Below are 12,278 nucleotides of genomic sequence, written 5' to 3'. Positions count from 1 at the left end.
AAAACGGTGGCGACCAGCAAATCGCCCTCGAGGACGCCGGTGAGCCCCACACTGATCGTGCCGGAGCTGGCAAAGCCAACGAAACGGTTGACGAGTGTGGGGAACGTCATTGATCAGTCGCCGCTTAGGTCGGGTCGGCGATTTCGATGTCCCAAGTGCCGAAGTCGACAGTGCCGCCGCTTGACACGCCTTGAGACGGAGCCGTGGTGACATAGAGCAATTCGGTGCCCGTCACATCAAGCAGAGCGACGTGATTGGCGTTTCCTGTCGTGTCGACAGCAACACCGGCTTTTGCGGCCACCGTGAGTTTACGGCCCGAGCTGTCGCCATCTGCGATAGCGAAGTCACCGGGCGCCATGGTCACATCGGCAAGAGCATAGGTGCTGTTCGCCTCTGTGTAATTGGCTGGCTCTTGAGAGCATGCGACCATCCGCGTCGCGTTATCGATTATGTGCTGCAGAGCGGCGTCAAGCACCGTGTTGCTTACAGATTTTGCCATCGTCTCTTCTCCTATGGTGTTTCAGAAATTGGTTGTTCGGCCGCGGCGATCCCATCCACCGCGTCGATAAGCGCATTCAATTGCGCGGCTTGGTCGCTTGCGATCTGGTCGCATTTGAGCTGGACGGCGACGGGCCGGGTTCCAGAAAGTCCGTAACAACCGGTCGCTTCAGCAATGACGGATCGATCTCCGGCGTCTCCGGGCAATCGCAAGTCTCCGGTCTCACCGGTAGCGTAGCCTCCGGCTCCGGATCGGGCGTCGTCGAGCAAGCGGCGATACTGAGCGCGAATACGCTCACGATCCCGGCGTAAATCAAATGTCGCGGCATCGATGGCCTCCTTCTTTTCCAGTTCGACCCGCACGACATAGGCGGCCTGCTTTCGCTCAGCCTCGGCCTGCGCCGCGCGGTAATTGGTTTTGGTTTGTCGGTGATTGGAGTTGGCTAGATCGCGCTGCAGACGAATGCGGACTACTTGACCTTCAAGCCGTTCGGCGTACGGCTTCCAACCTTCCGGACCGATTGTGCCGATCAAGGGAAGTCGGATTTGTGCGCCATGAACAGAAACCGCCCACCCGACATAGCCGGACAGCATCAGCAGCACCGCGAGCAAAAGCCAGATTCCTTTGATCGCGTAACTCGCTGCCAATATTTGCGGCGGCTGAAATGGAAGGCTCACGGCTTCCACCCGGTCAGGTCCATGCGAACAGCGTCCACCAGGCAAAGCTCATAAGAACCGACCCGTCCCGCATCACCTTTGCGCCGCAGCTCCAGTCCGCGCCAGACGCGTCCGCCCGCCTTATTGTAAAGCAGGTGAGAGCGGCAGCTTTCACGGTAATCGCCAGCGAGATAATTGCGCCGCATCGATGACCGGCGGAACGCGCTTTTGCCAATGTTGATCGAGATGTCAGCATGGGCCGCGTGCATGTACGGCCATTCTTGGATGCCAGGTAGATCGCGCTCAACCGAACCAAGAAACTCGCGGTACATGTCCTTTGAGAGAGCGTCGCACTCCTCTTCGGTGTGAGTCCGCATCTGCACCCGGGTCTCCCCTTCGCAGACGGTCCAAACTCCCACCACATCGCGATACGGGGTCAGCGATCGACCTTCCCAAAGAGCGGTGACGGTGCCGAGCAACATTACGGCAGTGACAGCCGCCAAGCCGCGCTTGCCGCCTTTGATCTTGCGGTTCCTAGTCTTGGCCATCTTTAGTCTCCTCGTCACGATGCTGATTCCAAAGACGTCCACCAAGCCCGAGGATGACGAGAATTAAGGTGACACCAACACCACCAAATGGCTGCAATGATCTCGGCATAAAGGCCAAGAGGGAGGTGAATTCTGCCACATGGTCCACCAGGAAACCGGCAATTGCAGAAACGGCCACGGTGAACTGGTTGGAGGCGTATCTCCAACTCTCTTTCCAATCGGGCACGAGATGTTTTTCTATGAAGCCGGTCATGGTTAGAATCCTTCCATTGCTCGCGGACCGCGCGGACCGGGCGATCCGAACGAAGCCCTCTCAGGTATCGTGAAAAAGATGCGCGGAGTGTTGATCGTGCGGCCGCGCTCTGGAAAATCGAGCGTCACGCGAAACCATGCCCTGCCCGGTGCTGCGCGCTCGGGAACCTGAAACTTGTAGCTTAGCTCGGGCGTGATGCCTTCTGAGAGCATGACGCCCGATGTGCTCGTGCGAACGTCGTGATAGATACCGTCTCCGTTCACGACGATGGCGGTGAGCTCCGGAACGCCGCAATCGCTACGCCGCTCGATATTGTGCCATGTGACAGTCGCCCAATCGCCTGGCGGTGCCGTTTGAATGTTGTGCCCTACCGACGGAATGACGACGCATTGCTCCGGCTCTCTTTCGATCAGAAAGTCGCGGAGGACGCTCCGAACGTTGTCTGCGATTAGCCACCATACGATTGGCAGGACGATGAAAAGAAGCGCTCCAATGGACATGATGTTCTTGGAGTTCTCGCCCAGTTTACCAAGGATCGTGGCCTTGCCCGGGTCATTGGTATTGTTGGCCACTCACGACCCTTTCTTATTTTTTTGGCTTTCGCAGTCGCCATTGGTAGTCTCAGCCGAGCGACGTAATCAGCAACGCAGCGACGTATCCACCGAGCGACCAGAACGCTAAGTCACTCCAAGGATCGAGCCGCTTGAAGTGGCCAACAACTTCATGGAATTCGATGCGAGAGCCGCCGACTTCGGAGAACTCGCGGATGATGCCGAGCCCGCAACCTGCAAGCGCCGCACCGACCAGCCCGCCAAATGCGAACAACATGAAAATCACTATCGCGGCGACAAAGTGAATCGCCTGGTTCATTACCCATCTCATGAGTTCTTCTCCTCTTTGTAGCGCAGGTAGTGCGCGTGAATTTCAGGGTCGGCAGTCTCGAGCGGCTCTTGCGCAAGTTGCCGGGAATCCTTCACGCGGCTCGGTGAACGATGCTTCTTCCCGATAAGACCGTTCTTCTCCGCAGCAGCGATGCCGCGCGCCTGCCGGAGCAGATCGGCAATGACGCGCTCTGCGCACTCATCGATCCACGCATCACTGTCGAAAGTATCCTCGGCATCGAACTGCCGGGTATGAATGCTCTCTTCACCCAAGATGAGCTGATCGCCGATCTTAAGCACGCCGCCGCCCGCATCTATCAGGCTGGCCGACAGGCGGATTTCGATGCGGGGCTGGATTGGCTCTGCGTTGGGCATTTCAAGCCGCTCCTCCGCATCCGGAATCAGAGGCACAATGCGAAGCCGCGCACGGGGCCAGGTATCATCGCCGGTATCATAGCCGTGCTCTGTTCGGTCCGGTCCTTTGGAAAGGCCGGGTTGGTTCTTTATCCGCTTCAATTTGGATGCCTCTCGTTATGGGATCGATCCGCCGCCGACCCATCCGCCACCTGCACCGCCACCACCGCCGCCGGTGCTTGCGCCGCCAGACGCCGGGGTGGTGATGTTTCCGACAAAGCGCCGCCCGAAACCGGTGATGTCGTTTCGGTTTGTGCTGGCGACGTAGGATCGAGCTCCGCCAACGAAGTCAGGATTGGATTCATAGACGTAATACTGCGTGCTCGGATTTAGGCCGCTGATCGATGCCGCCGAAAAGGTGAGCGATCCGGCATCGTCAAAGACCGTGTGCCCGTTGATAGTGATCGTCGAAGAGCTGCCGCTGGTCGTTCCGGTAAGCGGGTTGGTGTTGATTGTCTGAAGCACGCCCGACGCCATGATCTGAGAATTGATCCGACGACTGAGCGCGCGCCCGGTACTTGGATCAAGGCGCGACACGACCGGCTGTTCAACAGTGGCATCCGCATTCGGATCGGGCCTGCCGGGCACGTAGATCGGCGCGACCGTTTGATCCTGCGGAACCTTGCAGATCATTGGCTCCGCAACAATGATGACCGGCGTATTTTCGCCAGTGCTCTCCATGAGCACGTTGACGGTCGCCCACGCCGCGTCTGGAGCGGTGACGACGCGGAACAGGCTCACATCTTCAAATCGGTCCGGATCGCCGTCCTGCCCTCCATTGAGGAAACCGCCCGCCGCACTGACACTCTCAACGAAATTGCCATCCTTGTCGTAGACGCGCAGCTGCACACGGCTGATGCAGCGGTATCTCGCCAGCAATGCTCGCACGAAAGTTTTGTCACCGGGACCGACGGGAAGGGCATATCGGTACTGATTGCCCAGCAAGCTTCCGAGGATCACCGCGTCGGGATACATCGCGATCGCAGTGGTGCCGAGCGCCGGTGTGCCTTGGAACCGGTACTGGAACGTGTTGCGAATGCCTGAGAGCGCGCCAAACGGCGCGTTCACGCCGAAGTCTGTGCCTTGACCGCGCCAGCCCGAAACACCTGCGCTGAAATCAGTATTCACGGCGTAGTTTTGGCCGAATGGAATATCGGCCCGTTTCGCTGCTTCCTCAGTCAGCGCTTCGATCACCCGTTCGCGAGCAGTGGCATAATTGACGAACGCGGCAATGAAATCGGCACGCACAACGAAGTTCTGCACCGAGCTATCGACATTGACGCCGTTTAGGTACGTGATCAGCTCATTGTAGCTCAGGATATAGCTGTCTTGAATGCTCTGCGTGATCTGAAACGCCGACGCGCGGTCGCGCCAGATTGGAAACTCGGCTGAGATATTATCGCGCCTCTCGCGCGCATCCAGCTTCTCGACCGCCGTTAGAATGCCATCGGCAGCGATGTTGATGAGATCGATCTTAGACTGTGCGGCGTCGGCCTGCGCATTCTGCAGATCGGTAAGCAGATCGCCAGCGTCCAATCCGGCTACCGGTGTGCCAGCGGGCGCGCCGCGCGTCGCATCAGGTTCTGCAGGCTGAAGGTCCTCCAACCGCGTTCCGTCGACGTACCGCGGATCCGTGACATCGAGGTACAGCGGATTTAACTGGTAGTCGTAGGTATCCGGCGGCGCCGGCACGACAGCTGCCGACTCTTCCTGGTCCCAAGCGTAGACGAGGGCGTCTTCCTCTCGCAGCAGCATCGAAACTCTGCCATTTGTCTTCACATCGGCATCGAGTACCCGAAACAGCTTGTCGTCGAAGCCTAGCGGTTCGAATGTCAGTTCGACAACGTCGCCCTTCTGGACCTTCCAGGCCGTCGCTTGAAATTCACCGCTGAAGAGGCCGCTGAACTCCATGCGCTGCAAGCGCTGCTTCGCCAGGCGCTGGCACTGCCCCGTCGACTGGACCAGCGGGTAATTGATCGTCTCCACCCGGTCGATCCCGTCCCTGCTGTCGATCTCGATCTCTGGGTAGGCGACGCTCTGGTAAAGAGCATTTGTGCTCGGATCGGTGAACGTCCCGCGCAGTATGTTGAATTGTTCGTCGAGCTTTACCTGCGGTTTCCAATCGACCGCACCGAGAATGTCGTTCTCATCGAATGACGCGATCGGAAGTGCGAGATCGTTGTGCAGGACCTGAAGCCGGATCTGGCCATCGACGTCGTCGAGCGTCGCGTTCATCGATGATTTGAACTGGTCGAGAACCAGCTCCATCGGATCCGCTTCACTGAAGATGCCGTCGGTTCTGTAGCGCGGCTCGGTCCCGCCGGCGGCGAGCGCGATTACCTCATCGCACAGATTGGCGCCCGCAATGAAGCTGGCGACGTCGATCCGCTCGATCGGCACTCCCTTGCCGACCGATAGCTTGCCGTTGATGCGCCATCCCAGGAAGTGGTTCAGTAGCTGTAGTGCAGGATTTCTGTAGGTGTTGCTGCCCCAGTCCCAGGTCGCTTGATCATCCGAGCGGTGCGTGCCGGATCCGCCGTAAGTCGGATCCTTGCGCGGATCGTAGATCGGCATACCGTTGCCGATGATCGTGACGCGGGTCGGAATGGCCTGGGCGAACGGGCTTTCCGACTTTTTGCTGTTGCCGGTCAGCTTGTAGCGAAAGTGGACGTAGGCAAGGCCTGTGAAGCGCCGGGTGCTGCCCATGCGCGAGCTGATATTGATCGCGTTGGCCGCGCTGCCCTCGAGGCGCGTCGCAACGGTGAGGTAGCCCGAAAATTCGCCCTGCACACCGCCGGCCGAAGTCCAGGCGAGCTTGTCGTCGAAATAGATCTGCTCGATGCTGCCGACTTTGTGAGCGGCGACCACGACGAACCGGTGAAAGAACTCCTGGTCGGTGCCAGTGAATTCCTGATCGCGAATGTCGGTCGCCATCGCGGTGCGGCCGTAGACGATCTTGCGCGGCGTCCGCGTGTCGATGTTGGCGATCAGGCGATCGCGGTCGGCGGGAGAGGCCTGCGGAGCGCGAGGTTTCTTCGCGAGCAGACTGGCGCCGAGCGTCGCGGCTGTGCTGACGCCGGCCAGCAGGCTTGCTGAAAGGCCAAGGCTCAGCCCGCCAGTGACGGCTGCTGCAGCGACGCCGGCAACTGCGCCGACGACTTTGAGAACCTTACTCATGCGGGACAGCCCAGGCTTTGATCATCACCGGCACGCCCTGCGACACAAGACCTTCGCGCTCTCCTTCAGCGCCCACAAATACAGCGCGCGGGCCGAGGCAGACGCCGACGGCCTCGCCGTCGAAGACAAGATCGCCGCGCTGAGCAAAGGAGACCGGTTTCTCATCGAACCGGGCGGAAAAAGTGCTTTCGAGGTCGCCGTTGCCGATCGAGCGGAGCGCCCTGACAGATCCGATCTTTGTCGTGTACCGACCGCGGAAATCATGCGCAGGATCGACGCCGGTCATCGCCAGGACGGCGTCCGATGCGAACAGCGCGCAGTCGTTGCTTCCGTAGTCGTGAGGCATGAAGCGGCGCTCAGCCAGCAGCTGCGCTAGCCGATCTTCCCAGTCAGGTAGTCTGATCATCAGAAGAAGCTCACCTGCCTCGAGGTTAAGCCGCCCCCACCTCCCGCGCCTCCTCCGCCAACCCCGGTGCTGCGCCCGAAGTTCGGAGTGTTGTTCGTGATCGGATTGCCGCTGGTCCCGTTCGCGATCGCGATGCCGGCGCGGTAGCTGAGATCGCCCGGATCATATCGTTGCTGGTCATAATCACGGTTGGAAGGTTCGGAAAAAGCCGCGAGGTAGCTCTCGACGATCATCTCGATCACCTGCTCTCTCGGCCGCGACTTGATCGACAGGTCGACCATGTAGCCGGTGTAGTAGTGCTGGATCCCGCCCTGCTGCACGTCGTCGGCGTTATGGATGGTCCGCCAGAAGCGAACCGTTCGGCCCTGCCAGTTTGATCGGTCGCCGATCTCGTTCAGCATGTCGTTGTCGAGATCGATAAGGCCCGACAGTGTCGCCGTAATCTGTTCGCTGCCCCCTTCCCGGGAAACCACGGGGCTGATGTCGACCAGGTCGCCGTCGATGCCCGAGAAGGTGAAGCCATCGAGATCGGCCACTCCCGTCCCGGTGAACGTCTTGTCCGCTCCGCTCGTATTCACGCGTACGGGTTCGTTGGCGAAATCCATGAACGCGAAGAACTTCGGGCGGATGACTTCCGCATCGAGCGCCGCGGAGGCGGCCGCATCGGGACGGCTCATAGCGCTTCCTCGACTTGGATTTCGAATTCCAGGCCGCCGCGGCTTTGCGTCCAGCCATTCCGCGAACTTGCCAGTGCCATCAAGGCGAAAGGATTGACGCTCTCGACTACGGCACCGGCCGCCGGCACTTCGTTGAGAAATGGGCGGACCTGAATATTCGCGTGCCCCGAACTGTTCGACACGACGTCCGCCGTGATCATAACGAGCCGTTGATGGCCCGATGGGAGCGGCACGGTCAGGTAGTCACCGGCATCGAGAAAGGCTGAGCTGACCGGCAATCCTTCGACCGGAATGATCCCGCCGCCGGTTGCGCCGGCCGAGCGGATCAATGGGTTAGCTCCTGCATGTTGGACCGAGGCTACCGGGAGCCGGAAAGTGTTCGCTTCGCCCTGAAGGGCGATCAGGAAGGCTCGCCAGTCTTTGCGTGCCGCAGGATCGTGGATCGTGTGAGTGCTGAACTGCGCGAACCATCGCTGCGCTCCCGGGACAGTGGTCACCTTGCGCCTGCCGGTCCATTCGGATCGGTTCACCTGCTGCCGCTCATCAAGCTCCAGTCGCATCGACACGATGTTCGCGCTGGTGGGGAACGGGATCTCGGCCATCGTCAGAGCTTCGGCCGCGAGAGTTGGCGCAGCGTTTCACCGACGGCCGCCTGGACGATTTGCGGCGCCGACTGACGAACCACATTCGCCGAAACACCTTCGACGCGCGTGTCGAATTCACCGCTTGGGTGAACGTAAAGGTCGACCCGCGGGCGCTCATTGGTACGACCGCTGCCATAGGCGCTCGAGCCTTTGCGGACATCCATGATCTCTCCGGCCGAAACGCGCGCCACCGGAGAGCCATTGAGAGAAAGGATATTCCGATCGATGCCGGCGAGACCGCGAATTCGGAAACTGCCGCCGCTGTCGAGAGCTGGTAGGCTCCCAGGCTGGCCTGAAGAGGGCGTGCTCGGCAGCGAGCCGCCACTGCCGCCGCCGAGACCAAGTACCCCGCCGATAATATCGAAAAGCCCGCCGCCACCCGAATTGTTGAAGACGAGGTCGGCCAGACTGTCAGCGAGGCGGTCGAGCACACGCGAAAGTGCGTTGAAGCTCGCGTCCTCCATCCAGCGCTTGAAGAAGCCCTTGAGGTCGCCATCCAGCGCTGACTGCAGGCCGCCGCGGAACGCGTCCCGGAAGTTGCCCTGGAGATATGCTCGCGATCGATCTGAAGCTTCGCGCAGTGCCTGCTCTTCGGCTTCAGCTCGAGACAAGTCATCGTTCCGGACCAGATCTTCGATCCGCCTGGCAATTCGGTCGTTCTCTTCGAGGAACCTCATCTGTTCTGGATCATCACCGCGCAGCCGCGCAAGCTCGATTTGACGCGAGCGCTCCTGCTCTTCGATGCGCTGCGCAATTGCGTCGGCGCGCGCGTCCTCGAGCCGCAATAGGCGCTCTACCGCGATCTCTTCCGCTTTCGCTGCGTCGAGCCCGCGGCGGCGCAGATCCTCGATCTCCTCTTCGAGGAACAATTCTTGCTCGAGCGATCGCACGCCCTCATGGTCGTTGCGAAGCCGCGCTTCTTGCAGCTGCAGCTGCAGCTGATCGGAGGTCAGAGCTTCGTTGCGCGCGATCCGGCGGACCTCATCCAGCTCGACAAGCTCCTGCTCCGCCTTCAGCCTGGCATCCGCGTTCTCCAGGCCTGCGTCTTCGTAAGCTTCGATCCTGGCTTTCAGCTCGGCCTGGCGCTCAAGCGCGCGGATCCGCTCGATATCGTCCGCCTCGCGCGCCTTTTGCAGCTCATGTTCGAAAGCAAGCTCCTCGCGGCGCTCGGCAAGCTCCTCCGCGGTCGGTCCGGTCTTGCGTTTGCGGCCGCCCTTTTCATCCTCTGGAAGCTCGTAGGGATCGCCTGCCTGCGGCCCGTTATATGCGACGCCGCTCGCCGAGATGATTTCGTCGATCGAATTGTTCTCGAGATTGTCCAGTGCTGCGCCGCCGGCCGCCCCCTGCCGCTCGCGCTTTTCCAGAATTCCGAGCAAAGCGAGTGCGTCATGTAGCCAGTCGACCAGCAGCTGCAGCCGGCCGACCATGTTTGCGACAGCGCGGTCGACAGCCTCACCTGCTGCGTCCCAAGCCGCGCCCCATTCGCCGCGAAGCAGCAGATCGATGATTCTTACCGCGTCGGTGAAATAATCGACCATTGTGCTGATCAAATTGATCACAATGCCGAAGGCAGTGACTACGGCGCTGCCACCGATCTCGACCAGCACTTCGATTAGGCGGCCGAGCTGCTCCATGATCTCGCCAATGAACTGACCGAATTCAGAGTTGGCCAGTCTGGTAAAGGCTTCGCTGACCATGTCGATCGCGCGAGAGACCGCGTCGAGCAGCTGGTTGAATGCCGGGCCAAGGACCTCCTTCGCTCGCTCCCACACGCGCCCAAGCGCATCGACGACATTGTCGCCGAACAGTAGGAAGATCGCGGAAAGTGCCGAAGTTACGGGATTGAGGCGCACCACGAGCGCAATTAGCCTGCTCAGTGCGCCAAGAGCTCCGCCGCTCACCCGGGTAAACGACACGAACTGCCTGACCATCCTTGCTAGAAGAACGGCGAGCGTGCCGATCGGGTTGATGATGACCGAGAGAGCCAGAAAGACGGGACCTAATCTGGCGAGGAAAAGCGGCAGAATCACAACCGCCAAGGTCGTGAATACTGTGATCAGCGGCCCGATCGCTGCGACGGCAACAGCAACTCCTGCAGCGAACCGGAGCAATGCCGGATTTGTCTCCGCCAGATGCTCGATCCAGCTCACGATTTTCTCCGTGAGCTTCGTGAGCATATCGATCAGGCCGGCGTCAACCGCTGCGGCGATGACGCGCTTGAAGGCAATTCCGATCTCGCGCAGCGCTTCCTTGTACTCGAGAAGAGATGCGACTTGGTCAGGCGTGAAAACCTGCGCCTCTTCACCCAGCTTGCGAAACTCCGCTCCGTTGGCCTCGAGCAGCGGCGTCAGCCCGCTCGCCTCGTCGGCGATGGATTCGAGATAGAACACCATCTCGGCAGAGCTCACATTCGCCTGCCGCAGCGAATTGAAATAGAGCTGCAGAGCGTCCTTGCCGGACAGCTCTTTGAACATCTCAGCGGTGACGCCGACTTTCGGCGCAATGTTTTCGAAGAAGTCTGCGAGCTCGCCTTGCCCGGTTGCAAGAAAATCGCCCACCTTGTCGCGCGTATCCTTGAAGATATCGCCGAGCTTTTCGTATTCGACGCCGACACTCCGCGCGGCATGAGCCTGCTGCTGGAACCGGTCGAAATCCTCACCCGCAAGGCGCGCGGCATTACCCATCGCTTTCAGATCGTCGGCCGCACCTTTGGCCATCGCTGCGAGTCCTGCGCCGGCTGCAGTGAGCGGTACTGTGAAGTACTTCGTGATATCGCGGCCGACCGTGCGAAAGCGTTCGCCCAGATCGCGGGCACGGCCGAGCAGGTTTTTCAGGCCTATATCGATATCAGCGGTGCCCCGCTCGAAATCGTCGATATCCCAAGTGAGCGATGCTTTCAGGTCGGCAATACTGCGATCACGCATTCTCACCTTCCTTCTGGCTGCCCGATTTTCGCGCGGCCGTTTTGTTGAGAGCCTTCAGCGTCGCGACCCATGCCCGGGCATTTTGCGAAGGATCCACGTTCTCGTTGATGGCCGCCGCATCGTCTGAAACCGGATCGAGGATGTCCTCGAGCGACGGCGCAGACTGCGGATCGCAGCCGGAAAGCACCCCTGAAAGGTATCCGGCCGTCATGGCGATGCGGCGATTGGCCTCGTTACGCGCGCCAGCGCCCTGCAGCGCAATCACAGTGCTTCGAATGGTCTGGCGCCAGAACAGCTGCGGTTCGAAACCAGCCTGGCACCATGCTTTGAAGAAACTGGTCCAACACCAGCCTACTTCTTCTTCGCCGCCCGTCTCTGCTGACGATTTCCTGCGCGCGCCGACGCGTTTCCCACTTCTGCCATTGCATCTTCAGGGATCTCGATCGAAACAAGCGCCCGTTTGACCGCATCGATCATGCCGGCATCCTTCGACATGGCCATGGCGACCACGTCTTTCTGGCTGATGCCCGGATGATTGATCTTCAGCCCGCCGTAAATCAGCGCGCTGATGTGGCGCAGCTGCGGATTGCGGCCAGCCTTGATCGTCGCGTGCAGCTCGGGCAGCCAGTCCGCGATTGATTCACCGATGACGCCCTCGGCCTCGAGAAGCGCCATGTTCTCGAAAGTGATCGTGAGCGTCTCTCCGCCATACGTAAATGACGCTTCGCCGAACCAATCGGCGGGACTAGCTGCCTCTGCCATTAGACGCTGTCAGCGTAGGAGAGAACGGAAGGCTGACCGGTAAGCGTCGCGATGCGCTCGCTTCCCAGTGCCCCGTCGTCGGGAACGTACCCAAGCAGCAAGATCGTGCCAGTGCCGTCCTGCGTCGTGCCGTCCTCCTCGGGAACGACGATCTTGAACGGCCGCACTTCGCGCGATGCGAGATGCTCCCGGATCAAGAGGTCGGTCGGGCTGCCGATTTCGTAGCCGATCCGGGCGACGAATTCAGGCACATCCGCCATGCCAGGTTTGTAGGTGTGAGTGCCACCGCTGTCCTGGTTGGTCGTCTGTTGCTTCTCGATCGTCAGACCGGGGTCGTTGAAATTCTTGACGTTCGCCAGCTTCGTGAGAGTGCCCTGATCGTTAGTCAGGTGCAGCTCCATTCCGCCGGTGCTGATTACACCGTCGCCTACGGCCAT

At 60.3% G+C, this 12,278-nt stretch carries 15 protein-coding genes; all 15 read right to left on the bottom strand.

Going from position 1 to position 12,278, the window contains the following annotated elements:
* Window positions 1–124: 124 nt before the first annotated feature.
* The 15 genes from IB285_RS10675 to IB285_RS10605 all read right to left on the bottom strand — a co-directional run bounded on the left by IB285_RS10675 (window position 125) and on the right by IB285_RS10605 (window position 12,278).
* Complete coding sequence (locus IB285_RS10675) at window positions 125–499, bottom strand: hypothetical protein (protein WP_190788162.1); 375 nt, start codon at window positions 497–499, stop codon at window positions 125–127.
* Window positions 500–510: 11 nt separating this feature from the next.
* Entirely contained in the window at window positions 511–1,176 is a 666-nt protein-coding gene (locus IB285_RS10670) for a hypothetical protein (RefSeq protein WP_190788161.1), read from the bottom strand.
* A complete protein-coding gene (locus IB285_RS10665; protein WP_190788160.1) occupies window positions 1,173–1,703 on the bottom strand; it encodes a lysozyme in 531 nt (176 codons plus the stop codon). Before IB285_RS10665 ends, IB285_RS10670 begins: the two co-directional genes overlap by 4 nt.
* Entirely contained in the window at window positions 1,690–1,956 is a 267-nt protein-coding gene (locus IB285_RS10660) for a DUF7940 domain-containing protein (protein WP_190788159.1), read from the bottom strand. The genes IB285_RS10665 and IB285_RS10660 overlap by 14 nt, the downstream gene beginning before the upstream one ends.
* A 2-nt stretch (window positions 1,957–1,958) precedes the next feature.
* Window positions 1,959–2,528 (bottom strand): hypothetical protein, encoded by a 570-nt coding sequence (locus tag IB285_RS10655; protein ID WP_190788158.1) that lies wholly within the window; start codon window positions 2,526–2,528, stop codon window positions 1,959–1,961.
* 49 nt (window positions 2,529–2,577) lie between these two features.
* Window positions 2,578–2,838, bottom strand: a complete 261-nt coding sequence (locus tag IB285_RS10650) for a hypothetical protein (RefSeq protein ID WP_190788157.1) — start codon at window positions 2,836–2,838, stop codon at window positions 2,578–2,580.
* Window positions 2,835–3,212 (bottom strand): hypothetical protein, encoded by a 378-nt coding sequence (locus IB285_RS10645; RefSeq protein WP_190788156.1) that lies wholly within the window; start codon window positions 3,210–3,212, stop codon window positions 2,835–2,837. The genes IB285_RS10650 and IB285_RS10645 overlap by 4 nt, the downstream gene beginning before the upstream one ends.
* Window positions 3,213–3,368: 156 nt before the next feature.
* Complete coding sequence (locus IB285_RS10640) at window positions 3,369–6,428, bottom strand: phage tail protein (protein ID WP_190788155.1); 3,060 nt, start codon at window positions 6,426–6,428, stop codon at window positions 3,369–3,371.
* Window positions 6,421–6,834 (bottom strand): DUF6950 family protein, encoded by a 414-nt coding sequence (locus tag IB285_RS10635; RefSeq protein ID WP_190788154.1) that lies wholly within the window; start codon window positions 6,832–6,834, stop codon window positions 6,421–6,423. The genes IB285_RS10640 and IB285_RS10635 overlap by 8 nt, the downstream gene beginning before the upstream one ends.
* Window positions 6,834–7,511, bottom strand: a complete 678-nt coding sequence (locus tag IB285_RS10630) for a hypothetical protein (protein WP_190788153.1) — start codon at window positions 7,509–7,511, stop codon at window positions 6,834–6,836. The genes IB285_RS10635 and IB285_RS10630 overlap by 1 nt, the downstream gene beginning before the upstream one ends.
* The gene (locus IB285_RS10625) at window positions 7,508–8,113 is read right to left on the bottom strand and encodes a hypothetical protein (RefSeq protein ID WP_190788152.1); all 606 of its coding nucleotides are present in this window, start codon (window positions 8,111–8,113) and stop codon (window positions 7,508–7,510) included. Before IB285_RS10625 ends, IB285_RS10630 begins: the two co-directional genes overlap by 4 nt.
* 2 nt (window positions 8,114–8,115) lie before the next feature.
* Entirely contained in the window at window positions 8,116–11,079 is a 2,964-nt protein-coding gene (locus tag IB285_RS10620) for a hypothetical protein (RefSeq protein ID WP_190788151.1), read from the bottom strand.
* Window positions 11,072–11,344: a hypothetical protein gene (locus IB285_RS10615; RefSeq protein ID WP_190788150.1), complete on the bottom strand. Its 273-nt coding sequence runs from the start codon at window positions 11,342–11,344 to the stop codon at window positions 11,072–11,074. Before IB285_RS10615 ends, IB285_RS10620 begins: the two co-directional genes overlap by 8 nt.
* An 86-nt stretch (window positions 11,345–11,430) precedes the next feature.
* Window positions 11,431–11,841: a hypothetical protein gene (locus tag IB285_RS10610; RefSeq protein WP_190788149.1), complete on the bottom strand. Its 411-nt coding sequence runs from the start codon at window positions 11,839–11,841 to the stop codon at window positions 11,431–11,433.
* Window positions 11,841–12,278 (bottom strand): phage tail protein, encoded by a 438-nt coding sequence (locus IB285_RS10605; protein WP_190788148.1) that lies wholly within the window; start codon window positions 12,276–12,278, stop codon window positions 11,841–11,843. The genes IB285_RS10610 and IB285_RS10605 overlap by 1 nt, the downstream gene beginning before the upstream one ends.

The sequence above is a fragment of the Erythrobacter rubeus genome, from assembly GCF_014705715.1.
Taxonomy (GTDB): domain Bacteria; phylum Pseudomonadota; class Alphaproteobacteria; order Sphingomonadales; family Sphingomonadaceae; genus Erythrobacter; species Erythrobacter rubeus.
Note: the sequence above shows the minus strand (reverse complement) of the source record. Positions and strands in the feature narration are given on the sequence as shown.